Genomic DNA, 26,363 nt, shown 5'->3' with positions numbered 1-26,363 from the left:
AGACAGTGGACTTCCTGGACAAAATGAGTCTTGTTGACGGTCCTCTGTTCTGGGTTGTCCTTGCGTTCGGAATCCTTGGGAGCGCATTCCTCCTCTTCCGGCGGAGCCGGCGCTGGCTCCTTGCCATTGTTCTCGCCGTCGCCGCAGCATGCGGAGTTGTTGCGGTCATCCACTGGTTGCTTGTCAATGCCTTGGCTGTGTTTCCCGAGGATCTGCCCTTCGATGTCCTCGCCTGGTCCGTGGTTGCCTTCTCAGCGTTGTTCCTTTTCCTGTTCCGGCTCGTGGGTTCTTCGTGGGGTGGAAGGAGCGTCGCCGCAGCCTCTTTCGTGGCGGTTCTTCTCTTGTCCTCGCTTCAGATCAACAGCTATTTTGGCCTCAACCACACGGCGGCGGATCTCTTCGGCCATAACGTGGGGCGCATCCCCGTGCTCGAGGAGGGGTTCAAGAGGGGCAATTCCGGAACCCTGCCCGCGTCAGCGCCTGGTGCAGGATTTGTCCGCAAGGCATCGATCCCGGGGATCGAATCCGGCTTCAGGGCGCAGGATGCCTTTATTTACCTGCCACCGAGCTACCTGAAGGCCGACCGCAGCCAGCTTCCCGTGCTGGTCTTGTTTGCGGGCCAGCCCGGACGTCCCGCCGATTGGCTGACTGGCGGGATGATCGAGCCCACTATGAATTCCTTCGCGGCCCGGCACGGAGGCGTGTCGCCCGTCGTCGTGGTGGTCGATCCCAACGGCTCAGACACGGCCAATACCATGTGCATGGACAGCCGGATCGCGCGTGCCGATACCTACCTCTCGATCGATGTTCCACGCTGGATCAACTCGACGATCGAGGTGTCCGCCGATCCCAGGAAATGGGCGGTTGGCGGGTTCTCCTTTGGTGGAACCTGCGCCATGCAGATGACCACCCTGCATCCCGAGATCTACCCTTCTTTCATTGCTTTCTCGGGCGAGCGGGAGCCGTCACTTGGTCCCGATCGCAAGCGGACCATCCAGACTGCATTTGGCGGTGACTCCGCCGCCTTCGATGCCCGGACACACCTGACTATGATGAAGAAGCAAAGCTATGCCGGCCATGCGGGCTTTATTGCCGTTGGTGGATCGGATGGCGAATTCATCCGCTACGCCACCGAGCTAGGGGCGGCAGCCCGCGATTCCGGTTTTGACCTGAGGGAAATGACGGTCTCCGGTGCCGGCCACTCGTGGGCCGTGGCCGTGCAAGCGCTCCCTTCCGCCATGGAGTTCCTGGCGCCTCGATGGGGCCTGACCAAGTGAGCACCCAAGAAGCGCGATTGTCCACGGAGAGCTCAGCCGACCGTACCGAGGCAAAGCCAGCGCGGAAGATGGCCGCAATGCTGATCCGGGCTTTGGTGGGAAACGCCGCTGCCCATATTGGCGCGATCCCGTTCACGGTGGTGGTGCTCGCGCTTTACCTGCTGGCTCCAGCGATCTTCGACGGAGACGTCTCTTTCAGCCCCGACGTGGTGCGACACATCGCCAACGTGAGCGGTGGCGGATTGAAATCGGGGGACTGGTGGTCCATATGGACTTCGATGTTCTTTGCGGCCAACCCGTTCGACTATGTGATGAGCTCGTTGCTGCTGGTCGTCCTGCTCGGCTCCTCCGAGCGCAAACTGGGATGGTTCCGTACTGCGGCAGGCTTCCTCGGGGGCCAGTTTGCGACGGTCACCGCGTTCATGTTGGTGGTTCAGCTCGCTGCCTATGCCGACGACGGTTGGCTCGGCCGGATGATGGATGCGAGGACGTCCGGGCCCCTCCCCGCAACGCTCTTCGTCTCGATGGCGGCGAGCGGCCTCCTGTCCACCCTGTGGCGTCGACGGTTAAGGGCAACGGTTGTCTCGCTTGCGCTTCTGTTGGTCCTGTACGTGGGCGACCCCTCGGCTGTCATGGCACTGGCCGGCGCGCTGCTCGGTCTCGGGGCCGGCCTGTGGCTTCAGCTCGACCAGGGGATTCAGCCGAGCCATCGCGCCACCAGGAGGGAGACGCGGAACCTGCTGTCCCTGATGGTGGCGATTTTCGGCGTCGGGCCCCTCGTGGCGGGCGCCGTCAGGAGCCCGACGGGGCCGCTGGCGCTGCTCCGCGAAATGGTCCTGAACCCGGTTCCGACCATCACGCAACTGCAGGCCAACTGCGGCGGAACCGTGGACATCAGCTGCCTGCAACTTGGGCGGCAAGGCTATCCCGGTCCAGCCGGCGTGGCCCTCGCGGTGGTGCCGGCGTTGCTCCTCTTGATCTGTGCGGTCGGCATGCGCCAAGGAAGGCGGCTGGCACTGAAGATCGCCATCGGAGTGCAACTGAGCGTCGTGGCACTGTCCTTCGCCTACCTGGTCCTGTTTGCCAGCATTCCGCACTTTCCGGGGCGGGGGCGAACGGTGGTGATGGGCTCGGCAGTTTTCCACATTTTGGCCCTCGCGCTGGTTCCGTTGGTCCTGGCGGTTCTGCTTTTCCTGTTCAGGGGCAACTTTGTGGTGGGATCGAGGGCACCTCTTCGCCGGAAGATGGCGTGGCTGGTTGGTACCACCTGGCTGGTGTTGGCGAGCGCATACGCTGGTGCCTGGCTCGGCTCGGGCGGTTTGGAGCACGACGGCGGCATCCTGAAACTCGTTGCCGAACTCGCCCGGCAATATCTCCCATTGCCGATACCGTCAGCGTTCGGGCGGGTGTTTGCCGGCCGCAGTGCTGCGGAATCGATATTGTTCGCGTGGTCGGGGATTATCTTCTGGCTTGTGGCCCTCGCCGCAGTCTGGACGTTGCTCCTCAAGCGGCAACACGGCCCTGGCGGGGACGACCCGGCCCGTTTCATGGCCAGGGAATTACTCAAGCGCGGTGGGGAATCCCTCTCCTGGATGGCCTTGTGGGAGCCGAACAAGTTCTGGTTTACCCCAGGTAGGGACGCAGGCATTGCCTACCAGCAGCACGGAAACGTCGCCCTGACTCTTGCTGGTCCGTTCGGCGCTCCAGGACAAGCCCGCGCCGCCACCGAGGGTTTCCTGGACTACTGCGCGGAGCACGCTTTGGTGCCGTGCCTCTACTCCTGCACCGAAGAACTGTGGCCTATGCTGCAGCCCATCGGGTTCCGCCGCATAGCGGTCGCGCAGGAAACCAGGCTTTCCATCCGCGACCTGGAGTTCACGGGCAAAGCGTGGCAAAACGTCCGGACTGCGAGGAACCGGGCACAGAAGGCGGGTGTTGAAGCCCGTTGGGGGCGCTACTCGGAGTTCTCACAACACCTACGCTCCCAACTCGGCGAGGTGTCGGAGGAGTGGGCAGCCAGGAAACAGGTACCCGAGATGGGCTTCACCCTGGGTTCCCTCGACGAGTTGATGGACGATGAAGTGCTGTGTTGCATCGCCGTCGACCGCAAGGGGTTTGTCTATGGGGTCACCAGTTGGCTGCCCGTGTTTCGTGAGGGCCAGGTGGTCAGTTGGACGCTTGACTTCATGCGTCGACGCAGCGATGCCTTCCCGGGCATCATGGAATTCATGATTGCTTCGGCCGTGCAGGAGTTGCGGCAAGGTGTGGAAGTAATTTCCTTGTCGGGTTCACCCCTGGCCGGGGAAGCCGAGGAATTCCCTGACGGAGAAGCCGGTATGGCGGGCATCCTTGACCTCGTAGGAAGGACCTTGGAACCGGTTTACGGATTCCGGTCCCTGGCCCGCTTCAAATCAAGGTTCCAGCCTGAGTACAGGACCCTCTATATGTACTATCAGGACAGCTTGGAGATTCCCGCAATCGGAGCGGCGCTAAGCCGGGCATATCTGCCTGGACTGTCGGTGAGGCAAACTGCCAGGCTCCTCCGCACCCTTGTTGCCTGACCAACCCAAATATCATTTGGAAAGACCCGCGCAACAAATGGAGCCCCGTGCTCAGCACGGGGCTCCATTGTTGTTGAATCCCCTGTAGCTAAATCTGCAGCAGAATTCAAACAGTCAAACTAGACAGCGGTGACGCCGGTGGCCTGCGGGCCCTTGGCGCCCTGACCGATCTCGAACTGAACACGCTGGTTCTCGTCGAGGGTGCGGAAGCCACCGGTCTGGATCTCGGAATAGTGGACAAAGACGTCGCCATCGGCGTCGTCCGGAGTGATGAAGCCGAAGCCCTTTTCAGCGTTGAACCACTTGACGGTGCCCAGTGCCATTTTTGTTTCTCCTCATTGTGGAACTTTTAAGTCCGGCACACCGCGTGCCGGCCTTGGTTACTCCGCGAGAAGACCTGGTTTTCCGTCCAAGACAGGCTTGGTTGGCTTCGCAGGCGCTTCACGCTCGCAACACGTCTTGCGAGCATGAATCACACCTACACAAAGACTGCTACAACACTTTCATGGCGAATACTGGAGGTCAACGGTCTTTTCAGGAATTCCGACAAATTCTAAGTAAAAAGAAGGTAACGGAAGAAAGCGCGCTTCCACCATTGGGCGGCCCTGAATTGTACCTAGGCCAGCCAATCTCCATTGCGCAATACCCCCGCGAGTTGTAGATCCTTGTCCACGATGACAAGGTCAGCGCGCAAACCCCTGCGAACGCCGCCAAGTTCATCGGAGAGGCCCAGCGACGGCGGCGGGAACCGCCGTCGCCGAGCATATGGCATCGGCGAGTCCGACGCCGGCCGCAACGGTACGGCGGACGACGTCGAGCATGGTGGCGGTGCCGCCCGCAATGGAACCGGTGGCGTCCAAGGTGGCCACACCGGCCGTCACTGTTACGGGGGAGGGGCCCAGCATGTAGTTTCCATCGGAGAGTCCCGCTGCAGCCATCGAATCGGTCACGAGGACAACGTTTGCGGCACCGACGAGTTGAAAAACAGTTGCGACCGTGCTGGGGTCCAGGTGGGTACCGTCGGCAATCAGCTCCACGACGGCTTTGCCTTCCTGTGCCGCGCGCAGAGAGGCGGCCACTGGACCGGGGGCGCGGTGGTGCATGGGCGGCATGCCATTGAAAAGGTGCGTGACGGTAGGCAGCGAGCTGACGCCGTCGAACCCGGCGGATTCCAGGCCTTCCCGTGCGGCAACGAGCGAAGCCGCCGCAGTCGCGTCGTCGCAATCCGTATGACCGAGGGATGGGGTCACACCGTGGAACGTCATCAAGTCAACCAGCGCAGCCGCGCCGGGGAGCTCGGGGGCGTATGTCATGGTGGCCAGTTTGCCTGCAGCGGCCTCAACCAGTTCATTCATGAGCGCCAGATCCGGCTCCAGCAGATAGGCCGGGTTCTGCGCGCCGCAACGGGCGTGGGACAGGAAGGGCCCTTCAAGGTGGATTCCGGCGACAAGTCCTTCATCTGCCAGCCGCACGTAGAGCTCGATGCCCCGGAGGAGGTCTTCCCGTGGCGCCGTGACCATGCTGGCGAGGAAAGTCGTAGTTCCGGACCGGTGCAGGAAATCGATGGCTTTGCGTGCCGAGGATTCATCGGCCGCCGGGAAGTCGCCGCCGTTTCCGCCGTGGCAGTGCACGTCAACGAATCCCGGAACAATGTACCGCTCGTCCGGGAAATCGGTCCGCGGCGTTTCCTCGAAGCCTTCAAGGGCTGCTTCGTGAAACTCGGCGGCCGGCCCAGCAAAAGCGATGCGGTCGTCTTCCACGGCAACCAAGCCATCCTCGATCACCACACCGTCACTGACGATGGTTCCGGTGATGAGGTGGCGCACAGGCGCAGTAGAGGGTGCCGGCTGGTCTGGGACAGTCATGCTCTGATTCTAGTTGCCCGTAGTTGCATCTGACCCGGTTTGCCCAGGAGGAACGACTGGGACACCTGGTGGCCCGGAGGCCATCTAGAACAAGCGCGACTCGCTGTCATCTACGCCGCGCATGGCGTCATAGTCCAAGGTGACACAGTCAATTCCCCGGTCATTGGCGAGGACTTTGGCTTGTGGCTTGATCTGCTGGGCGGCGAAAATGCCCCGCACCGGTGCCAGCAACGGATCGCGGTTGAGGAGTTCAAGGTAGCGCGTGAGCTGTTCGACGCCGTCGATGTCGCCGCGCCGTTTGAGTTCGACGGCGACTGTCCCGCCGTCGCCGTCCCTCGCGAGGATGTCCACGGGCCCGATGGCAGTGAAGTACTCGCGGCGGATCAGCGAATAGCCACTGCCGAGGGTCTCGATCTGTTCGGCCAGCAGCCGCTGCAGATCGGCTTCGACACCATCCTTGATGAGCCCGGGGTCCGTGCCGAGGTCATGGGAGGTGTCGTGGATTTGCTCGTAGATGTTGATGATGAGCCGGTCATCGGTCTTCGCCGACTGCACGGTCCACTGTTCCACCACGCCTTCTTCGACCTCGGTTTCCTCCGGCGTTGTCACCCGCAGGGTGGCGGGTGGGCTCATCCAGTTCAACGGCTTGTAGGAACCGCCGTCGGAGTGGACCAGCACAGAGCCGTCGGCCTTGACGACCAAGAGCCGGGTGGCAAGCGGGAGGTGGGCCTTCAGGCGGCCAACGTAATCAACGGAACAACGGGCTATGACGAGTCGCACCCGCTCAACTTTACTTCCTCCGCCGCCTCCAATCGGCGACTGGGGCAGAATGGAGTCATGCCCCGCTCCAACCGCCCCCGACGCACCGAATCAGCCAAGGCAAGCTGGAAACGGACCGGCGAGTCGCCGGAGTTGGATCTGGAACGTGCCCGGTCGGGCATTGCCCGAAGGGAAAGCGCTCCCGACGGTGACTGGATGGTCCGGACCATGACTGCCCGGAATGCCGAGAAGACTTATGTGTGCCCCGGCTGTTCAATGGCGATCGTCCCCGGCATCGCGCACCTTGTGGTGTGGTCCGAGACGCACCTTTTCGGCGACGCCGCAGGACTGGCTGAACGTCGCCACTGGCACAACAACTGCTGGACTGGCCGCACCTATAGGTACCGTTGACCACTTAAGCTTGGAAGCATGAGTTTCGATCCCGCCTCCCTTGTTTTCAGCCAGCCGGAGTCTGCCACGGATATCCGCGCGTCCACGGTCCTGCCGGCGCACCGCGAAAACGTGGAGATCGTCACGGAAGACGGCAAACTGCTCGTGGGAGAGCTGGCCCTGCCGGAAAACGGTGAGATCTCGGCAACCCTTATTACCCTGCACCCTTTGCCCACTCACGGCGGATTCATGGATTCGCACGTGTACCGCAAGGCGTCCTATCGGCTCCCGGCGCTAGCCGGCGTCGCGGTTTTACGTTTCAATACGCGGGGCACGCACTCACCCCGCGGGACCAGCCAAGGTCACTTTGAAGAGGGAATCGGTGAACGGTTCGACGTAGAGGCCGCCGTTCGCTTTGCCGTTGACCGCGGGCTCCCGAACCGTTGGTTGGTGGGCTGGTCCTTTGGCACGGAGCTCGCGTTGATGTACGGGGCAGTTGAGCCGGTGGCGCCCCACGTGGAGGGCGCTGTCCTCCTGTCGCCGCCCCTGCACCGGGCCACGGATGTGCACCTGAAGGAGTGGGCCGCGTCGGGCAAGCCGCTGACTGTCCTCGTTCCGGAACACGACGATTATCTTCAGCCAGCCGAAGCCGTTGAGCGTTTCAGCCTGGTGCCGCAGGCGCGGGTCCTGGGGATCGACGGCGCCAAGCACCTGTGGGTGGGGGAGAAGTACGCGGCGCGGGTCCTCGACGAAATCGTCGACGACGTGACGGAAGCCGGTGCCGGACCTGATGGTCTGCCGCGCCAATGGTCAGGTCCAGTAGCTACGGCCTAGCGGCCGTCCCGGCAGACGGTTTAGTGGCGGTCCTGGCGGGCGATGAAGACTTCCTTCATCAGTAGCATGATGGCTGCTGCCGTCGGGATGGCAATCAAGGCACCCAGGACACCCAGCAGGCTGCCGCCCGCGATCACCGAGATCACGGCAACAGCACCCGGAACGGCGACGGCCTTCTGCATGATGCGCGGAGAGATGAAGTACGCCTCGAACTGCAGGTAGGCGAAGTAGCAGATGGCATAGATCACGGCTGTCTGCCAGCCGCTGGTCAGCGCCACCAGGACTGACCACTACAGCTGCGATCAACCCCCCGACCAGGGGAATGAACGCCAGGAAGGGCGACGATGAAGGCCAAGAGGACGCTGAATGGAATGTGCAGGATGCTCATGACAATGAACGCGAACAAGGCGTTCAGCAGTGCGACGCACACCTGGCCTATCACGTAGTTGCCAACAGAGCGCGTGATTTCCTCGGACAGCGCCTCGACCCGTGGCCGGCGTGACCGGGGTGCGAGCCGGTAGCCCCACCTCTTCATGGCCGGCAGCGCGCCAAGGAAGTAGAGGCTGAGGACCAGGACAATCAGCGTGCCGAAAACGCCGTTTGCCACGGTTGAGCCGAAACCGACCACCCCGCCGAAGATACCGCTCATGGCGTCGGGGTTCTTGACGAACTTGTCCAGTTCCTGACTGATCTTGTCTCGCACGCCGAACTGGCTGTCAAGGGACCGGAAGAAATCGGAATCCACAAAACCCCGGATCCAGTCCGGAGCTTGTTGCACGATCTGCGAGACCTGCTCCACGATCGTGGGAATAAGGGTGGCGAAAAATGCTGCAACTCCGGCAACGAGTACCCCGACGGCGATGGCGACGCCGGCCGGGCGCGGAACTTTGCGGCCTTCGAGCCAGCGGACCACGGGATCCAAGCCGAGCGCGATGAACAACGCAGTGACGATCCACAACAACAGTTGTGCGGTATTGGTGCCGATGTAGAACAGCAAGAGGGCGATGCCGACGCCGGCGGTGCCCATGAATCCCAGGTACAGCGGATGTTGCGTGGACATCCGGGGGCCGGGGGAGCCGAAGCGCGGACCGCCTGATTCATCCTGTTCGGTGTCGGCTGTTTCATCGTGCTCAAGCTCGGGAGGCATTTCGAAGCGGACCCGCGGTTGGGCGCCGGGAATCGGCTGGCGGAGCCGGCGGACGAAGGATGCCATCAGCCCGTCGCTGTGATCCTTGCCATCCTGGACGGACCCGTTAACCGGGCCATCCGGGATGGTCCCGGGGTGTTGTCCGGCGGGAGTCGGATCCTTGCGCTCTTTCACGTGTTTCAGCTGCCTTTTCGTTCTGCGGTCAGGCTCCGGGGATGCCCGATGTGATGTTGTTCGCCACACTATCAGCAGGGCCGAATTGCCGAATTCCAGGCGGCAATCGGTGCGTCGGGAGGACCTTTGGAAGGACCCCGAACTGACTGTTCGGTAACAAAACCGTTACCCTTGAAGTTCAACGACCGCTGATGATTGGTATTCCTGTGCGATTGAAGACTGCAGTTTCGCTGGTGCTGCTTGGCCTGCTGACACTGTTGGCCGGCATCGGCCAGCTGACCTTTTGGGCCCCGGCCGAGACCGTGACCGCGTCCGCCCCTGGCGACTCCAAAGCCGCTCCACTGACCGTGATCAACCAAGACGTGTTGGGACACAAGGGGGGACCCACAAAGATCAGCATCAAGGGAGACGGCACCTTCGTGCTGGCTGTCGGGCGTCCGGATGACGTTGATGCATGGGTAGGCAAGACCGCGCACAACAGCGTCACCGGTGTGTCCGCGGACGGCAAGGCGCTCCAGGTCTGCCGGCACTGATGGCGAGGCTACGGCTCCGTCTCCGGCCGGATCGGACCTGTGGGTGGTGACGGAGAACGCCAACGGCCAGTTGGACTACACCTGGACCCCTCCGGCGGCTGGCAACTGGTCGCTCCTCCTTGCGAGCGACGGAACCAAGCCTGCGCCGTCGTCGATCTCGGTGACGTATGCCAACGATGCCACCATGCCGTGGGCCGTCCCGCTGATAGTCATTGGCGTGCTCCTCATCCTCGCGGGTGCGGCGCTGCCGTTCGTCAGCAAGTTCACCCGCGGCCGCGGCAAAGGCGTAGGACCCAAGGGTCCGGGACGCGGCACTCCGGCACCGGTCGAGAACACGGAATCCGCCCACGCGGTTGACCCTCACACTGGTGACGCTCACACCAGCGAATCCGGTGGCGACGTCGCGGGACGGGACCCCAAGGAGGGTGCAGGCAGTGGCCCCGCGCTCCGTGTTTCGGTAGTGGCTGCGGTTGTTGCCGCCGCGCTGGTAGGCGGCACTGCGGCCGGCGCCCAAGCGGCGGAGACCCCGTCTCCGTCCGGCTCCTCCACCGCGGTCCCGTCCGGGGCAACAGGTGCGCAGACCGCGCCTGTTCTCGTGGACGCACAGCTCAAGCGCATCCTGGAGCAGGTCGCCGGCGCGGTGTCCGCGGGCGACGCGGCGCGTGACGCGGCCAAACTCAGCCCGCGCGTTGATGGCACGGAACTTCAAGTGCGTACGCAGAACTACAAGATCCGGTCACAGGTTGCGACGCACGAGGCACGAATGCCCGTTCGCTCCACCAAGTTGCTGGGCAGCGTCATCACTACCCAGCGCTCATGGCCGCGCACCGTCATCGCCGTGACGCAAGGTGACGGAAATGTGGTTCCCCAGATCCTGACCCTTGTCCAAGCGTCGCCGCGCGAGAATTACAAATTGAAGAACACGTCTCCGCTTCAGCCCGGGACCTCCTTCCCGGCGATCCCCTTGGGCGGAACCCAGCAGGTGGCGGCCGGGGACAAGTCCGGGCTGCAGTACAGCGGTACCGAGGCGCTGGCAGCCTTGGGCGATCGCCTCACCAAGGCGGATTCGGCATTCAAGGACAAGCTGGTAGAGGGAACCAACTCGCCCTATATTGCTGACGTCCTGGACTACCAGGCGAGCACCGTCAAGTCCGGCACCAATGGAAACTTCACGTTCACCCACACACCGACGCCCGCGGACACCTCGGTGTTCCGTACGTCCGATGGCGGTGCCGTGGTGGTAGGCAAGCTGGACTTTGACTTCACCAGCAAGCCCAAGGCCGACGGCGACACTCTGACAGTAGACAAGGCTGCAGCCGTGCTTGCGGGCGGGGACTCCACCAAGGTCGGCCTCGTGCAGACCTTCGCGGAGTCAGTGGCCGTGTACATTCCGCCCGCCGGTTCAACTGCTCCGATGAAGCTTGTGGCCGCGGTCCGCGGCTTGGTGGGAGCCAGCTTCAAGTAAGTAAACGCTGCCGGCGCAGCGGCTAGAGTGGACGGTATGAGTTCGCCAGGATCCCGTCCCGTCCCTCCAGCCGCTGCGAGCCAGCTCAACCTTCGCGGCGCCGTCGACCTCTCTGCGTTGCGGCGCCCCGCGGCCCCGCCGTCGAACGGTGGCGTTGCTGCCTCCGGCGGAAACCGCGGAAACGGCCAGCCGCTCCGCGTAGATGCCACTGAGGCCAATTTTCAGGACCTCGTCCAGCTGTCCTCCCAGATTCCCGTCCTTTTCCTCTTGTGGTCCAACCGCTCCGTGGAAGCTTCGACCCTGCTGCGCAGCCTCGAAAGCGTCGTAGAAAGCTACGCCGGTAAAGTGGTGTTGGCCGCGGCGGACGTTGACGCATTCCCGCAGCTTGCGCAGGCATTCCAGGTCCAGGCCATCCCCACTGCCATCGCGGTATTGAAGGGCCAGCCCGTGCCGCTCTTCGAGGGGCCCGCCTCGGACCAGGAAATCCGCGGCCTCGTCGATGAGCTCCTCAAAGTGGCCGAAGCCAACGGAGTGACTGGCGCAATCGGTGCGGGAGCTCCCGACGCCGAAGCGCCGCCCTTGCCGCCCCTGCACCAAGCAGCCTTTGATGCCATTGAGGCCGGGGACTACGCCGCTGCGGCGGTGGCATACCGCCAGGCCCTCGCGGAAATGCCTGCCGATGCCGAAGCGAAGGCCGGACTCGCCCAGGTGGAATTGATGGGCAGGATCGAATCCCTGACTGCGCAAGACGCAGAGGCCTTGCGCCATCTGGCGGCACAGGAACCTGACAACATCCAGGTGCAGCTCGGCGTGGCGGATCTGGACATCTCAGGTGGACACATCGAAGACGCGCTCAACCGCATCATTGCCTTTATTGGCCGCAACTTCGGGCCGGAACGCGAAACGGCGCGCGTGCGCCTGCTGGAACTGTTCGACGTCGTCGGGATGTCGGATGAACGCGTGGCCAAGGCCCGGCAGGGCCTCGCACGGGTCCTCTTCTGATGGCGCAGCCGGCGCTGTTCAGCCCCCTTCAGTTGCGTTCCCTGACTTTGCCGCATCGCGGCTGGGTTTCGCCGATGTGCCAGTACAGTTGCTCGCCCGACGGCGGTGGCGGGGTACCCAACGATTGGCACCTCGTGCATCTGGGGGCCTTTGCCGCGGGCGGTGCCGGCCTCATTCTCACCGAGGCGGCGGCAGTCAATCCCGAGGGCCGGATCAGTCCACGGGATGCCGGCCTGTATACCGATGAGCAGGCGGCTGCTTGGGAACGGATCGTCAACTTCGTCCACCGCAACAGCGCCGTGTCCGGCAAGATCGGCGCCCAACTGGCGCATGCCGGCCGGAAGGCTTCGACCTACTGGCCTTTCGCCGAACAAAGCGGGTCGGTCGCGGAGGCCGACGGCGGCTGGGTGGCCCGTGGTCCAGGCAACGAGGCTTTTGCGGGGCTGGCGGAGCCCGTAGCCATGAGCGAGGCTGACATCGAGGCCGTGATTTCCGATTTCGCTGCTGCAGCGGTGCGGGCGGTGGACGCGGGGTTCGACACGGTCGAGATTCACGGCGCCCATGGATATCTCTTGCACGAGTTCCAAAGCCCGCTGATCAACAAGCGCGACGATGCGTGGGGAGGCAGCGAGGCGGGCCGTAACCGCCTGATGCTCGCGGTGATCGACGCAGTCCGTGCTGTCATCCCCGATTCGATGCCCTTGCTGCTGCGGATTTCCGCCAGTGACTGGGCCGATGGTGGCGTGGGCATTGATGCCTCCGTGCGCCTTGCCCGGGCGGCGGCCGAGCACGGTGTGGACCTGGTGGATGTCTCCAGCGGTGGTGCTGTGGCCCACCAGCAAATCAAAGCAGGGCCCGGCTATCAGACAGGCTTCTCGGAGCAGATCAGGCGCGAGGCAGGGGTGGCTACAGGGGCTGTCGGATTCCTGACCTCCTCCGGACAGGCCGAACACACGGTGGCCACAGGCCAAGCCGACGGCGTCTTCATGGCGCGGGCGGCCCTCCGCGATCCGCATTGGTGGCTTCGCGCAGCCTTTGAACTCGGTTTCCCCTTGGAATGGGCGCCGCAATATCAGCGCGCGGTTCCACGGCACAGCTTCTGAGCGTCGCCGGGACTAGGCTGGCTGCATGAGTGCCCAGCCTGCCGAGTCCTCTCCCGCCTACCCGGTGCCTGCATTGGCGTTGCGGGGACTGGCGAAACGCTTCGGTGCCAAGATCGCCGTCGACGGCATCAGCCTGGACGTGCCCGCCGGCTCCTTCTACGGCGTCGTCGGCCCCAACGGTGCGGGGAAAACCACCACGTTGTCCATGGCAACCGGGCTCCTGCGGCCGGACTTCGGAACCGCGTTCATCCATGGCGTCGACGTTTGGGCGAAACCGCTGGAAGCCAAGAAGTTGATGGGAATCCTGCCGGACGGGGTTCGACTCTTCGACAGATTGACCGGTGAACAACTGGTCACTTACGCCGGCCTGCTCCGCGTCATGGACAGGGAAGTGGTTGCCCACCGGGTGGGCGAACTGCTGGCCGCGCTGGATTTAAGCGGAGACGCCGGAACGCTCGTGGTGGACTATTCCGCCGGCATGACGAAGAAGATCGCCCTCGCCTCGGCGCTCATCCATGCTCCACGACTCCCTGGTGCTGGACGAGCCTTTTGAATCAGTGGATCCCATATCCGCAGCGAACATCCGCGGGATCCTGGACAACTATGTAGCCTCGGGTGGGACGGTCATTGTCTCCAGCCACGTCATGGACCTCGTGCAACGCATGTGCGACCATGTGGCCGTAGTGGCAGCCGGCAGGGTCCTGGCTGCCGGGACGGTGGATCAGGTCCGTGACGGCGCAACGCTGGAAGACCGCTTTGTGCAGCTGGTGGGCGGCGGAAACCGGACGGAAGGCCTGGAATGGTTGCGCACCTTCTGAGCCTCAAGTGGCGGCTCCTGCTGAACGGTTTCCGGCGAAGTCCGGGCCAGGTTGTGGGTATCGCGATCGGGGGGCTCTACGCGCTCGGAGTCGTGGCCGCCCTCCTGGTGGGGCTCGTTAGCCTGCGCTGGGCCGACATCGAAACGGCTCATACCGCCGTCGTCCTTGGCGGCGCCGCTGCGACCCTGGGCTGGGCGGTGGTCCCGCTGCTGGCTTCCGCCGCTGACATGACGCTTGACCCTGCCCGCTTCACGACGTCGGCGATCCCCATGCGCCAATTGTTGCTTGGCCTTGCCCTCGCTGGCTTCATCGGTCTGCCCGGGTTGTCGACTCTCGTGGTGGCGTTGTTCACGGTGGCAACCTGGTGGCGCAGTGTGCCGGCGGCCGTCGGCGCGCTGGTGGGTGCCGTGCTCGGCGTCTTGATCTGCGTCGTGTTGTCGAAAGTGATCACGACGGCGACAGCCAGCCTTGCCGCGTCCCGTCGCTTCAAGGACGTCAGCGGCGTGGCGGTCCTGGTGCCGCTGATGCTGATGGGGCCGATCGTGGCCGTCGTCGGACGGGGAGTGTCCGGCTCCACGGGGTATCTTCCGGAGCTTGCCCGGACGGTCTCCTGGACTCCGCTTGGAGCCGCATGGGCTGTTGGCGGGGATCTGGCGTCGGGAAATGTCGCGGCTGCCCTTCTCAAGGCGCTTATCGCTTTGGCCACCCTTCTCGCGTTGTTCGCTTGCTGGAACGCCTTGCTCAAGCGCGCGCTGGTCACTCCGCCATACTCCGGCGGATCGGGAAAACGTGGCGGAAAACTCGGCCTGTTCGGAATCCTTCCGGCCACTCCCACGGGGGCCGTGGCCGCACGGTCCCTCAGCTACTGGCTCCGCGATCCGCGGTATGCGGCTGCCCTGCTGGTGGTCCCGCTGTTTCCGGCAATTTTCCTGTTCCAGTCCAGCCAGTCCGGAAACTACTCAATGCTGACGATTCTGGGACCTCTGGGCGCATTTGTCCTTGCCTGGTCCATTGCAGCCGACGTCTCGTATGACAACACGGCGTTTGCCTTGCATCTGGCCGCCGGAGTCCGCGGGGTCCATGACAGGCTGGGGCGGGCCTTGGCGTGCCTGTCATTCGCGCTCCCCGTGGTGCTGATCTTCGCCGTCGGACCCTTTTTCCTGACGAGGGACTGGAGTTGGCTTCCCGGCGTTCTTGGCCTTTCCCTGGGCGTCCTGTTCACAGGCCTGGGTTTGTCCTCCGTTGTGTCGGCCCGGTACACGTCAAACGTGCCGTTGCCTGGCGACAGTCCGTTCAAGAAACCGCCGGGAAACGTTGCCCAGACACTCGCCGTCCAGTTCGGGGGAATGGCGGTACTGTTCCTTCTTGTCCTTCCGGAATTAGCGCTTGTCATAGTGCAATCCGTCACGGGCGATCCGCTGTGGGGATGGATCAATCTGGCCGTTGGTGCAGTCCTGGGGGTCATCCTCTTCGTGGCAGGTGTCCGGATCGGAGGCCGGTGGCTCGACCAACGCGGGCCGGAGCTCTTCGCGCAGCTGATCGTCAACCGTTGAATCGAACAATGACAACTTGTGGGACATGGGATAACCTCACAGTTGAACCAGTCCTCCGGACAACATAACGAGAAAGGTCGTGGACGATGGAAGTTGTCATCCTTCCGGGAAGCAAACAGATCGGGGCACTGGCCGCGGATGCCATCGAGGCGCTGCTCAGCCGAAAGCCGAACGCCGTCCTTGGCCTGGCCACGGGGTCCTCTCCGCTCCCTGTCTACGATGAACTTGCGCGCCGGCACAAGGAAGGGGGCCTAGACTTCAGCCAGGCGCATGGCTTCGCCCTTGATGAATACGTCGGGCTGGAGCTTGGGCATCCGGAATCGTACCGGGAGGTCATCCGCCGCGAATTCACCGACAGGGTCAACATCGACCCCGCCAACGTCCACAGCCCGGACGGTACCGCAACGGACCTTCCTGCCGCCTGCCAAGCGTACGAGGACTCCATGCGGCAACTTGGCGGCGTGGACTTGCAGATTCTCGGGGTGGGAACGGACGGTCATATCGGCTTCAATGCGCCAGGTTCCTCCCTCGCGTCGAGGACCCGCATCAAGACCCTGATCGAGCAGACGCGCAAGGACAACGCCCGCTTCTTCAAGAGCATCGACGACGTTCCCCACCATGTGGTCACCCAGGGCCTCGGAACCATCATGGATGCCCGGCATGTGGTCCTGATCGCCACCGGCGCGCAGAAAGCCCAGGCTGTCCGGGACTTCGTGGAGGGGCCGGTAGCAGCTATCTGCGCTGCGTCGGTGCTGCAGATGCACCCGCACGCCACCATCCTGATTGACGAAGCCGCGGCTTCCTCGCTCAAGCTTGCGGACTACTACCGTCACACTTACGACAACAAGCCTCAGTGGCAAAGCATCTGACGCGATGCAACTGACGCCGGGCAACTGACGCGGTGCAGCCAATGCCTTAGCCGCAGCGGCTAAGATGGAAGGCATGACGACGCTGCCTCCGGACCCATTCGAAAACGATCCCATGCGCGAGCTTTCCGGAGCCGGAACATCCACTGCAACCATTGAGCGCGAGGAAGTGCGCCAGGAAGTGGAACCCGGTGACCGGGAGCGGTTCTCGCACTATGTCCGCAAGGAAAAGATCATGGAATCCGCCATGACGGGCGAACCCGTGATTGCCCTGTGCGGCAAAGTGTGGACTCCTGGCCGTGACCCGCAGAAGTTCCCGGTCTGCCCCGAGTGCAAAGAAATCTATGATGGACTTCGCCCCGGCAAGGACGGCGGAGACAAGGGCAGCGGCTCGGGCGACTCCAAGTAGGATTGAGCGGCACTGCATGCTGAATCCGCCGACGGTTGTCGGTGCGGCATCGGTGTGGTCTCAGCGACGACGCCGGTCCTTGTGCTGAGTTTTCTGGCCAGGACGGGCGCGGCCGGAACTTCGGCCCCTCACTTGGCGGCGTGGCCCGGCACGATCACGTGCGGTGATCGGCGCCGCGGAGCCGGGATGATATTGCCGCCGTGCGTGATCGTGCGTGATCCTGCGCATTCGGAACAGATTGGTGTTTTTGTGGTTATTTGGGTTTCGCTGGCTGCAGCGGCCTTGCTTGGAATCGTCGCTGCGAGGCAGGTGGAATCTGCATGACTGAAACACTTTTCGGCGGCCCCGGGCTGCCTCCGGCATATCCGGAACGCGCAGCCTGGGGAACCGCCCAGAAGCTGCGCGCCTGGCAGCAGGAAGCCCTGGACCTCTACCTGGGCGCCAGCCCGCGCGATTTCCTCGCCGTGGCAACTCCGGGTGCCGGTAAAACCACCTTCGCACTCCGGATCGCGTCGATGCTTCTCGACAGCGGGACCGTCAACCGCGTGACGATCGTGGCCCCTACGGACCACCTCAAGCGGCAGTGGGCGGATGCGGCGGCCAAGGTGGGGATTGCCATCGATCCGAACTTCAAGAATTCCGACGGCCAGCACGGCCGGGGCTTCGTGGGCGTCGCAGTGACCTACGCGCAGGTGGCCAGCAAGCCAATGCTCCACCGGGCCAAGACCGAGGCCGCCCGTACGCTGGTCATTTTGGATGAAATCCACCACGGCGGCGAGGCATTGTCCTGGGGCGACGGTCTGCGTGAGGCTTTCGATCCCGCCGCCCGCCGGTTGGCGCTTACCGGTACGCCGTTCCGCTCGGATACCTCGCCCATTCCTTTTGTTGAATATGCCGAAGACCGCGACGGCATCCGCCGCTCGAAGGCGGACTACACGTACGGCTACGGCAATGCCTTGAGGGACCATGTTGTCCGCCCGGTGTTGTTCATGGCGTATTCAGGCCAGATGCGCTGGCGGACCAGCGCGGGCGACGAGATGGCAGCCTCCCTTGGCGAAGCTGCCGTGACCAAGGACATCACCTCGCAGGCATGGCGTACAGCGTTGAATCCCAGCGGAGAGTGGATCCCTGCGGTTCTTGCCGCCGCCGACAAGCGCCTCAGCGAAGTGCGCCGAACAGTACCCGACGCCGGCGGCCTGGTCATTGCCACGGATCACGACGACGCCCGGGCGTACGCGGGTCAGCTCAAAAAGATCACGGGCCAGTCGCCCACGGTGATTCTGTCCGACGATTCCAAGGCTTCGCACAAGATCGAGGAGTTCACCGCCAGCGACAAGCGCTGGATGGTGGCTGTCCGCATGGTGTCCGAAGGCGTTGACGTCCCCCGGCTTTCGGTCGGCGTCTATGCGACGTCAACGTCCACTCCATTGTTCTTCGCCCAAGCCGTGGGCCGCTTTGTCCGTGCCCGCAAACGCGGCGAAACCGCCTCGGTTTTCCTGCCCTCCGTGCCGCCTCTCATGGTGCTGGCCAACTCCATGGAAGCCGAGCGGGACCACGCCCTGGACCGGCCGGAGAAGGAAGACGCGGACGGACTTTTCAATCCCGAAGAAAATCTCATGGCGGAGGCGAATCGCGAAGAGAAGGCCTCGGATTCCCTCGAAAAGGGCAAGTTCGAGGCCCTCGATTCCCAAGCGTCCTTTGACCGTGTGCTCTTTGACGGCGGCGAATTCGGTACTGGAGCCGATATCGGGTCCGAGGACGAGCTTGATTTCCTTGGCATCCCGGGATTGCTCGACGCCGAACAGGTGGGCACATTGCTCCGGCAACGCCAGCATGACCAACAGTCCCGGAAGAAGCGCCAGTCGCCGTTGGCTGCCGCGGCGTCACCCGCGGTCCCGGACCACCGCATGCTGATGGACCTGCGCAACGAACTCGCGAAGAACGTCGCGGCCTGGTCTGCCCGGACGGGCACCCCGCACGGCGTCGTTCACACCAAGTTGCGCGAAGTGTGCGGCGGGCCCGCTGTGGCACAGGCGAACGAAGAGCAATTGCAGGCGCGGCTGCGCAAGCTTCAGGATTGGTTCATCGGGCGGAAGTAGGAGCCTGTTCAGGCCCTGGGCGAGCTCGACGCCGTTCTCCTCGAGTTCAGCGTAAGTCTCGCTCAGGTCCTCAGCGATGCCCGCGGTGAGTTCGCTGATAACAGTCACCGAATAGCCCGCCTGAACAGCGTCCAAGGCGGTTGCCTTGACGCAATAGTCCGTGGCGATTCCCACGACCACTACGTCCTCCACCCCGTGGCTCTGCAGCCAGTCGTCGAGCCCCAAGGAATCTTCGTCCAGTTCCACCGTGGGAACCGCGCCGGGCGTGAGCTCGCCCATAGGCACCTCGTCCTCCGGGGCCAGGACCCCTTCGAATCCTGAGTAGGCCGCCGTGAACTGCCCCTTGCGGAAATAAGCCTGGATGTACTCGGCGTCGAGGTCCGGATGAAGCTCAGCGCCTTTGGTCCCGGCGCGGCAATGTGGAGGCCAACTGTCCACCATGTCCGGTTCGTCGGAAAAATGGCTGCCCGGATCCACATGCCAGTCCTGCGTCGCCACGACGTGGTCGAAATGCTGGTGGTTGTCATCAAGGTACTCGCTGATGGCGGCGGCGGTGGCGGCACCACCCTCCACCGCGAGCGAACCGCCCTCGCAGAAGTCGTTCTGGACGTCGACGATGATCAGGGCACGGGACATTCAGTCCTCCTCGTAGATGGTCGGGATTGCCGGCTCGCCGCGTTGCAGCCGCCGGACCACCGGCGGGAGTTCGGCCATGGTGGAAGTATGGCGCTCCTGTGCCCGGACCACGCCCTCGTGCCCTGTCCACCCGGGAAGCAGTTCTCCGTTCTTGATGAACTGCTGGAGCAGCTGGCGATCGTTGCCGTCGTCTTCGGGCCGGTGTCCGATGCCGACAATTTCCTGGGTTGCGATGCCGTGCTCGTTGAGTTTACGAAGGGCGTATTTGCGGCCACCTACGCTCGCCTTGTTTTTGGCAAGTTTGGCGACGGAGACGAATTCCCCCGCGTCGTTGGTCCGGCTGACCAGCTTGTAGACCATGCTGGCTGTCGCCGCTCCCGATCCTGTGACCAGCGAGGTACCTACGCCGTAGACATCCACCGGGGCCGATTGCAGGGCTGCGATGGCGAATTCATCAAGATCCGAGGTAACGACGATCCTGGTATTGACGTTTCCGAGGCTGTCCAGCAATTCACGGACCGATTGCGCCTGGGCCACCAGGCCTCCGGAGTCCAAGCGGACGGCGCCGAGCTTGTCACCGGCGAGTTCGACGGCGGTGCGCACCCCGGTCTCGACGTCGTATGTGTCCACCAGAAGGGTGGTTTCCGGCCCGAATGCCGAGATCTGCGCTTCGAAGGCCGCGCGCTCCGTGTCATGCAGGAGCGTGAACGAATGGGCGGCCGTGCCCACCGTCTTGAGCCCAAAGCGCCGGCCGGCCTCAAGGTTGGAGGTGCTGCCAAAGCCGGCGATGACCGCGGCGCGGGCCGCCGCCGTCGCCGATTCCTCCTGGGTGCGTCGTGAACCCATCTCGATGCATGGCCTGTTTCCTGCGGCACCGGTCATGCGGGAGGCAGCGGAGGCAATGGCAGTGTCATGGTTCAGGACGGACAGAATGTACGTTTCCAGAATGCATGCTTCAGCGAACGTGGATTCGACGATCAGGATAGGGGAGTTGGGGAAGTAGGCCTCGCCCTCCGGATAGCCCCAGATGTCGCCGGTAAACCTATAGTCGGCAAGAAAGTCCAGTGTCTGCTGGTCCACGACTTTGTTCCGGTCCAGGAAGGTGAGCTCGGCGTCGCCGAAACGGAAGTCCTTGATTCCCTCAAGCAGCCGGCCGGTTCCGGCGACGATGCCGTAGCGGCGGCCGTCGGGCAAGCGCCGGGCGAATGCTTCGAAGACTGAGCGCCGGTGAGCCGCACCGGAATGGAGGGCGGCCTCCAGCATGGTTAGCTCGTAGTGGTCGGTGTACAACGACGTGCGGGGGTGGTCCCAGGCGACGGATCTACTCACGAATTCACTCTAGTCCCCACCGGCTCCCAGGTCTCGCTCCGCTCGACCAGGGGCCCTCGCCGGCGTGGGCCCACCCACCGGCTCCCAGGCCTCGCCCCGCTCGACCAGGGGCCCTCGCCGGCGTGGGCCCACCATCGCCTTAGAATGGACAGATGACCACTACCGTTGCCCCCGGCGCCCCCGTGACAGATGCGGGCCTCAACGGAGAGGGACGGACGGACACCGCGGAGCAGTCGTCCACCGACCTCCTGAGCGCTGCTGACATCCCCTGGAACCTCGTGATCTGGAACGATCCCGTCAACCTCATGAGCTACGTGAGCTACGTGTTCCGGAGCTACTTCGGCTATTCCGAGGCCAAGTCCAACAGACTCATGCTGGAGGTCCACAAGAAGGGCCGTTCCATCGTGGCCTATGGTGGCAAGGAACAGGTGGAGCAGCACGCAGTTGCCATGCACGGCTATGGTTTGTGGGCAACGGTTGAAAAAGCGAACAGCAACGGCGACGGCCGGGGACGCAAGGGCGGCGCACGTGGCTAAGGCTTTCAAGTACGGACTCAAGGGCATTACCGGTTACCTTGAGCCCGCCGAGCGGGAACTCCTGCGTGGGCTCCTGGACGATGTCATTTCCATGCTGGAACCACAGCTGTCCCGGGATGAAGACCCCTTGACCGCACTGATCGGCCTGGACATGAACGTCAAGGAGCCGTCTGATCGCGCCTTGCTGCGGTTGTTGCCGAACGTCATGAAGAACGACGACGCCGCGTCCCTCGAGTTCCGTCAGCTCACTGAGCGCTCGCTGAGGGAAGGGAAAATCGGGGCCCTTCGGGCCGCAGCGATGGGCCTGGACCGCAACGAGCTCGTCCTCACGCCGGAGGAAGCGAAGCTTTGGTCGAAGGCGCTCAACGACGTCCGCCTGGGCCTGGCCGAGCGCCTCGACATCCGGGACGAAGCCGATGCGGACCACGTCCACGCCATGCAGGACTGGTCCCAGGCCGAAGACGTCGAGAGCTATCTGGCGCTCGTCTACAACTTCACCACCTGGCTTCAGGAAACGTTGGTGCAGGCCATGATGGCCTCGATGGAGCGGAAATCCTGAGGTGAAAAACCTGTGCCCGCGGCCGTGCGTGTGACAAATCAGACACGAGGCCCCCGCCACAAGTCATGGCTGCAGCACATACGTTGCCTTATTCTCTAAGAATCATGAACTCAGCATCGGACCCGGGATCGGTTGGGGAGCGCGCTACACCGGCGCCGGAATCCCAGCGCACGTCGGAAACATTGAACAACAATGCAGACAGCACTTTGTTGGGATCACGCCCCATAGGTGTGTTTGATTCCGGAGTCGGCGGACTCACCGTGGCGAGGTCCATCATCGACCAATTGCCCAACGAATCAATCATCTACGTGGGGGACACCGCCAACGGACCGTACGGTCCGCTCCCCATTGCCGAAGTCCGGGCAAACGCCCTCGGCGTCATGGACGAGCTGGTGGACTCCGGCGTCAAACTCCTGACCATTGCGTGCAACTCGGCCTCGGCAGCAGTCCTGCGCGATGCCCGCGAACGCTATACGGCGCGCTACGGAATTCCCGTCATCGAGGTCATCCAGCCGGCCGTGCGCCGGGCCGTCGCCGCTACGCGATCTGGCCGGATCGGCGTGATCGGGACATCGGCCACCGTGGGTTCCCGCGCCTACGAGGACACATTCGCCGCGGCCCCGGACCTGAGCATCACCTCGGCGGCCTGCCCGGAATTCGTGAGTTTCGTGGAAGCCGGAATCACCACCGGCCCCGAGCTCCTGGCCGCAGCCCACGAGTACCTGGAACCGCTCAAGAACGCCGGGGTAGACACTGTGGTGCTGGGTTGCACCCACTACCCCTTGCTGACCGGAGTGATCGCGTACGTCATGGGCGAGGATGTCACTCTCGTGTCAAGTGCCGAGGAAACGGCCAAGGACGTCTACCGCGCGCTGGCTACCCACGGAATCCAGCGAACTGAAGCCGGCCATCCCCGCCACGACTTCATGGCGACCGGCGATGCCGTCCAGTTCGAAACCCTGGCCCGGCGCTTCCTCGGTCCGGAGGTCCTTTCCGTGCGGCACGTGGACCACGTAGCCGCCCAGTACCCCACCGGCAGCCTCGCCCGCATCACGCCGGAAATGCTTGAGGCCGCCCGCGCAGGAGGCCACCACGCCAGGAGGTCCAACTTCGTTGACGCTGCGGCCTTCACCGTGAATGAATTCGGCGCGGCCCGCGGGGGCCGCATCCAGTGAAAATGACCATCGTTGGCTGTACAGGTTCCTTTCCCGGTCCCGGCTCCCCGGCGTCGTGCTATCTGCTGACCGCGCACGACGGCGAACGTCAGTGGAAGATTGTCATGGACCTCGGCAGCGGGGCTCTCGGGGCCATGCAGCGGTACACAGATCTCGAAGACATCGACGCTATCTTCCTGACCCACTTGCACCCGGATCACTGCATGGACCTGTGTGGACTGCACGTTGCCGTGCGTTGGAAGCCGGGCGGCTGGGGACGGGACAGGATCCCCGTTTGGGGGCCAGCCGCGACCGCGAACCGCATGGCCACGGCGTATGGGTTGGAGTTGGACCCAGGAATGCACGAGGAATTCGATTTCAGCAACTGGAGCGAACGCCAGTCCGTTCAGCTGGGCCCGTTCACCGTGACGCCGTACGCCGTGAACCACCCGGTCGAAGAAGCCTATGCCCTGCGCGTGGAGGTCACGGAGCCGGACAAAGAAGGAAATCCCGCCACCAGCGACCCTGACGTATTCCGGGGACACCGACTCCTGCCAGGGACTCGAGGATGCCGCCCGCAACGCGGATCTCTTCCTGTGCGAAGCAGCCTTCGAAGAAGGGCGCGACGACGCCATCAAAGATGTTCACCTGACCGGCAAACGGGCGGGACAAGCAGCCACAGCCGCTGGAGCCCGGCGCCTCCTGTTGACCCACATCCCCGTGTGGACGTCACAGACCAAAGTCATGGCCGAGGCGCGGCCTGAATTCGCGGGCGATGTCGCCGTCGCTGTGGCCGGGGTTCACTACACCATCTGAACCCACCGCCCGACGAATGGATCCGGCTGCGCAGTCCAACTGGGCAGTCCGGCGAGGGCCGGGGGATCGCTAAGCTTGCAGTATGACTTCCGAAGCCACATCTGTTCCCGTCATCCGTGCCGACGGCCGTACTCCCGATCAGCTCCGCCCCATCAGCATCACCCGCGGCTGGTCCAAGCAGGCCGAAGGCTCTGCACTCATCGAATTCGGCAACACCCGGGTGCTCTGCACGGCTTCCCTGACCGAGGGCGTTCCGCGCTGGCTCAAAGGTGAAGGGCGCGGCTGGGTCACGGCCGAATACGCCATGCTGCCGCGCGCCACAAACACCCGTTCCGACCGTGAGTCGGTCAAAGGCAAGATCGGTGGACGCACCCACGAGATCTCGCGCCTGATCGGCCGCTCGCTGCGCTCCATCATCGACACCAAAGCGCTGGGCGAGAACACGATCGTCCTGGACTGCGATGTCCTGCAGGCCGACGGCGGCACCCGCACCGCGGCCATCACCGGAGCCTACGTGGCGCTCGCCGAGGCCATCCGCTTCGCGCGGGAGAACAAAATGATCGCGAAGAATGCGCAGCCGCTGATCGACACGATCGCTGCTGTTTCGGTGGGGATCATCGACGGTATTCCGATGCTGGACCTGCCCTACGTCGAAGACGTACGCGCCGAGACCGACATGAACGTGGTGGTCACCGGCTCAGGAAAGTTCGTGGAAGTTCAGGGAACCGCCGAGGGTGCTCCCTTCGACCGCGACGAGCTGAATGCCTTGCTGGACCTGGCCCTCATCGGCACCGGCGAGCTGGCTGCCATCCAGCGCGAAACCCTGGCCGAGGCCCCGTGAGCGGGGCGATGACAGAAGTTTCGCCGCGACTCGTTCTCGCCACCCACAACAAGGGCAAGCTGCGCGAACTCAGGGAGCTCCTCAGAGGGCAGGTGCCGGGACTCGACGTCGATACCCAAGTGATCGACGCAGCGGCGGCCGGTGCACCTGACGTTGCCGAGACCGGGGTGACGTTCGCCGAAAACTCCCTGCTGAAGGCACGGGCTGTGGCCGAAGCCACAGGGCTGGTGGCGATCGCCGATGATTCGGGACTGGCCGTGGATGTACTGGGCGGAGCACCCGGCATCTTCTCTGCCCGCTGGTCCGGACGGCACGGTGACGATGCCGCCAACCTGGAAGCTCTTGCTCGCGCAACTTTCCGACGTCCCCGAAGCACACAGGGGAGCGGCGTTTGTCTGCGCGGCGGCACTCGCCGTACCGGGCGTCGTTGACGGCGGCGCCCGCGAGGTGGTCGAATACGGCCAGCTGGAAGGCACCCTCTTGCGTGAACCCCGCGGTGCCGGTGGATTCGGCTACGATCCTGTGTTGCTGCCCCAGGGCCTCGACCGCAGCTGCGCTGAACTGAGTTCGGAAGAGAAGAACGCCATCAGCCACCGCGGCAAGGCTTTCCGGGCCCTGCTCCCGGCCATCGTGGACGCCCTGCGCTGATTCCGTGCAGGTCAAGCTCATGAAGAGAGGCACCCAGCAGCTGCTGGGTGCCTCTCTTCATGAGTCTTAAGCTCTGGGTTATGTCTAAAGCTCCGCGACGGGGAACTTAGCCCTCGCTGCGCTTGCTGGTTTCGTGTGCTGTTTCGCCGGCCGTGGACTTGCGCTTGGTCAGGAAGCTACGGATCACCTCGACCGCCACAGGAATCACCGAGAGCAGCACGATCACCACAAAGATGATGTCGAGGTTGTCACGGACCCACGGCACGCGGTCTCCCAGAAGGTAGCCCAACAAAGTAACGCCACCGCCCCACAGCACGGCGCCAATCACGTTGAAAAAGAAGAACTTGCGCTTGTCCATTTGCGCCACGCCGACAATCACCGGAACAAAGGTGCGGATGATCGGAACGAATCGGGCCAGAATCAGGGCCTTGCCGCCGTGCTTTTCGAAGAATGTGTGTGCGCTCTCGACGTTCTCCCGCTTGAACAGCTTGGAATCAGGCTTGTTGAAGAGGGCGGGGCCGGCTTTGGAACCGATGAGGTAGCCGCTCTGGTTGCCAAGGATGGCCGAGACGACGATGAGGGCCGCGAGTGCCCAGATGTTGAACTTGATGGTGCCCGTGGCGACGAGCAGTCCGGCGGTGAAGAGCATGGAATCGCCAGGCAGGAAGAATCCCACCAAGAGTCCTGTCTCGGCAAACACAATGCCGCACACGAGCAGGACAACCCACGGAGCCAAAGCAGGGTCGGCCAGGAAGACCTGGGGGTTCAACCAGTCGGGGAGGAGCGAGGACATGTGCGGCTGCACCGGTCCTGCGCCGCCCAAAGCGGATACGGCAAAGTCGTTTATCGCAGAAAGGGTCACCCCTCAAGGGTACGGGACAACCGCCGTCGGACGCTTTGAACGTCACGAATGTGGGGGTGTCTGACAGGACCTGCCTCTTGCCGCCCGGGCTGCGTAACGTGATGGGCGTGGAGAGTAGAGAAGAAAA

At 63.7% G+C, this 26,363-nt stretch carries 18 protein-coding genes and 7 pseudogenes; 18 read left to right on the top strand and 7 right to left on the bottom strand.

What is annotated here, in order from left to right; all coding sequences use genetic code 11:
• Positions 1-23 precede the first annotated feature (23 nt).
• Positions 24-1,277, top strand: coding sequence for an alpha/beta hydrolase (locus ACF0H6_RS04540; protein ID WP_395248619.1), 1,254 nt, complete (start codon positions 24-26; stop codon positions 1,275-1,277).
• A 68-nt stretch (positions 1,278-1,345) separates the two neighbouring features.
• Entirely contained in the window at positions 1,346-3,838 is a 2,493-nt protein-coding gene (locus ACF0H6_RS04535; protein ID WP_395249878.1) for a bifunctional lysylphosphatidylglycerol flippase/synthetase MprF, read from the top strand.
• A 119-nt stretch (positions 3,839-3,957) separates the two neighbouring features.
• Here ACF0H6_RS04535 and ACF0H6_RS04530 read toward each other — a convergent pair whose 3' ends face one another.
• The 3 genes and pseudogenes from ACF0H6_RS04530 to nucS form a co-directional block, all read right to left on the bottom strand.
• Entirely contained in the window at positions 3,958-4,161 is a 204-nt protein-coding gene (locus ACF0H6_RS04530; protein WP_395248618.1) for a cold-shock protein, read from the bottom strand.
• A gap of 293 nt (positions 4,162-4,454) precedes the next feature.
• Positions 4,455-5,703 (bottom strand): annotated as a pseudogene (gene nagA / locus ACF0H6_RS04525) (N-acetylglucosamine-6-phosphate deacetylase).
• Positions 5,704-5,787: 84 nt separating this feature from the next.
• Positions 5,788-6,483 (bottom strand): endonuclease NucS, encoded by a 696-nt coding sequence (gene nucS, locus ACF0H6_RS04520; protein WP_395248617.1) that lies wholly within the window; start codon positions 6,481-6,483, stop codon positions 5,788-5,790.
• A gap of 57 nt (positions 6,484-6,540) precedes the next feature.
• Here nucS and ACF0H6_RS04515 point away from each other — a divergent pair, with 57 nt between their 5' ends.
• Complete coding sequence (locus ACF0H6_RS04515) at positions 6,541-6,873, top strand: ATP/GTP-binding protein (protein WP_395248616.1); 333 nt, start codon at positions 6,541-6,543, stop codon at positions 6,871-6,873.
• 18 nt (positions 6,874-6,891) lie between these two features.
• Positions 6,892-7,686, top strand: coding sequence for an alpha/beta hydrolase (locus tag ACF0H6_RS04510; RefSeq protein WP_395248615.1), 795 nt, complete (start codon positions 6,892-6,894; stop codon positions 7,684-7,686).
• Between the two features lie 20 nt (positions 7,687-7,706).
• Here the strand turns inward: ACF0H6_RS04510 and ACF0H6_RS04505 are convergent.
• Positions 7,707-8,899: pseudogene (locus ACF0H6_RS04505) on the bottom strand (AI-2E family transporter).
• A 299-nt stretch (positions 8,900-9,198) separates the two neighbouring features.
• Here ACF0H6_RS04505 and ACF0H6_RS04500 point away from each other — a divergent pair.
• The 8 genes and pseudogenes from ACF0H6_RS04500 (at position 9,199) to ACF0H6_RS04465 (ending at position 18,855) form a co-directional block, all read left to right on the top strand.
• Positions 9,199-11,005, top strand: a pseudogene (locus ACF0H6_RS04500) (hypothetical protein).
• A gap of 36 nt (positions 11,006-11,041) precedes the next feature.
• Positions 11,042-12,007 carry a co-chaperone YbbN gene (locus ACF0H6_RS04495; RefSeq protein ID WP_395248614.1) on the top strand — a complete coding sequence of 322 codons (966 nt, stop codon included), beginning with the start codon at positions 11,042-11,044 and terminating at the stop codon, positions 12,005-12,007.
• A complete protein-coding gene (locus ACF0H6_RS04490; RefSeq protein ID WP_395248613.1) occupies positions 12,007-13,110 on the top strand; it encodes an NADH:flavin oxidoreductase/NADH oxidase in 1,104 nt (367 codons plus the stop codon). The genes ACF0H6_RS04495 and ACF0H6_RS04490 overlap by 1 nt, the downstream gene beginning before the upstream one ends.
• Positions 13,111-13,135: 25 nt before the next feature.
• Positions 13,136-13,928: pseudogene (locus ACF0H6_RS04485) on the top strand (ABC transporter ATP-binding protein).
• Positions 13,910-15,481 carry a transporter gene (locus ACF0H6_RS04480; protein WP_395248612.1) on the top strand — a complete coding sequence of 524 codons (1,572 nt, stop codon included), beginning with the start codon at positions 13,910-13,912 and terminating at the stop codon, positions 15,479-15,481. Before ACF0H6_RS04485 ends, ACF0H6_RS04480 begins: the two are co-directional and overlap by 19 nt.
• Before the next feature lie 86 nt (positions 15,482-15,567).
• Positions 15,568-16,350, top strand: a complete 783-nt coding sequence (gene nagB / locus ACF0H6_RS04475) for a glucosamine-6-phosphate deaminase (protein ID WP_395248611.1) — start codon at positions 15,568-15,570, stop codon at positions 16,348-16,350.
• A 64-nt stretch (positions 16,351-16,414) separates the two neighbouring features.
• Positions 16,415-16,756 (top strand): DUF3039 domain-containing protein, encoded by a 342-nt coding sequence (locus tag ACF0H6_RS04470; protein WP_395248610.1) that lies wholly within the window; start codon positions 16,415-16,417, stop codon positions 16,754-16,756.
• A gap of 320 nt (positions 16,757-17,076) precedes the next feature.
• Positions 17,077-18,855: a DEAD/DEAH box helicase gene (locus ACF0H6_RS04465; RefSeq protein WP_395248609.1), complete on the top strand. Its 1,779-nt coding sequence runs from the start codon at positions 17,077-17,079 to the stop codon at positions 18,853-18,855.
• 21 nt (positions 18,856-18,876) lie between these two features.
• Here ACF0H6_RS04465 and ACF0H6_RS04460 read toward each other — a convergent pair.
• Positions 18,877-19,491, bottom strand: a pseudogene (locus tag ACF0H6_RS04460) (isochorismatase family protein); the annotation flags it as partial.
• Positions 19,492-20,820 (bottom strand): nicotinate phosphoribosyltransferase, encoded by a 1,329-nt coding sequence (locus ACF0H6_RS04455; protein ID WP_395248608.1) that lies wholly within the window; start codon positions 20,818-20,820, stop codon positions 19,492-19,494. It abuts the pseudogene before it with no gap.
• A 152-nt stretch (positions 20,821-20,972) separates the two neighbouring features.
• Here ACF0H6_RS04455 and clpS point away from each other — a divergent pair, with 152 nt between their 5' ends.
• From clpS to rdgB, 6 genes and pseudogenes are all read left to right on the top strand, one after another.
• Positions 20,973-21,356 (top strand): ATP-dependent Clp protease adapter ClpS, encoded by a 384-nt coding sequence (gene clpS, locus ACF0H6_RS04450; RefSeq protein ID WP_395248607.1) that lies wholly within the window; start codon positions 20,973-20,975, stop codon positions 21,354-21,356.
• Positions 21,349-21,915 carry a DUF2017 domain-containing protein gene (locus tag ACF0H6_RS04445; protein WP_395248606.1) on the top strand — a complete coding sequence of 189 codons (567 nt, stop codon included), beginning with the start codon at positions 21,349-21,351 and terminating at the stop codon, positions 21,913-21,915. The genes clpS and ACF0H6_RS04445 overlap by 8 nt, the downstream gene beginning before the upstream one ends.
• A gap of 104 nt (positions 21,916-22,019) precedes the next feature.
• Positions 22,020-23,090 carry a glutamate racemase gene (murI, locus tag ACF0H6_RS04440; protein ID WP_395248605.1) on the top strand — a complete coding sequence of 357 codons (1,071 nt, stop codon included), beginning with the start codon at positions 22,020-22,022 and terminating at the stop codon, positions 23,088-23,090.
• Positions 23,087-23,885, top strand: a pseudogene (locus tag ACF0H6_RS04435) (MBL fold metallo-hydrolase). The gene murI and the pseudogene ACF0H6_RS04435 overlap by 4 nt, the downstream one beginning before the upstream one ends.
• A gap of 82 nt (positions 23,886-23,967) precedes the next feature.
• On the top strand, positions 23,968-24,726 hold the full coding sequence (rph, locus tag ACF0H6_RS04430) for a ribonuclease PH (protein ID WP_028264720.1): 759 nt from the start codon (positions 23,968-23,970) through the stop codon (positions 24,724-24,726).
• 8 nt (positions 24,727-24,734) lie between these two features.
• A pseudogene (gene rdgB, locus ACF0H6_RS04425) lies at positions 24,735-25,374 on the top strand (RdgB/HAM1 family non-canonical purine NTP pyrophosphatase).
• A gap of 106 nt (positions 25,375-25,480) precedes the next feature.
• On the opposite strand, the gene ACF0H6_RS04420 reads toward rdgB, so the two are convergent.
• On the bottom strand, positions 25,481-26,221 hold the full coding sequence (locus ACF0H6_RS04420) for a VTT domain-containing protein (protein ID WP_395249877.1): 741 nt from the start codon (positions 26,219-26,221) through the stop codon (positions 25,481-25,483).
• Positions 26,222-26,363: the final 142 nt, after the last annotated feature.

The organism is Arthrobacter sp. NA-172, from assembly GCF_043952055.1.
In the GTDB taxonomy this organism is placed as follows: domain Bacteria; phylum Actinomycetota; class Actinomycetes; order Actinomycetales; family Micrococcaceae; genus Arthrobacter.
Note: the sequence above shows the minus strand (reverse complement) of the source record. Positions and strands in the feature narration are given on the sequence as shown.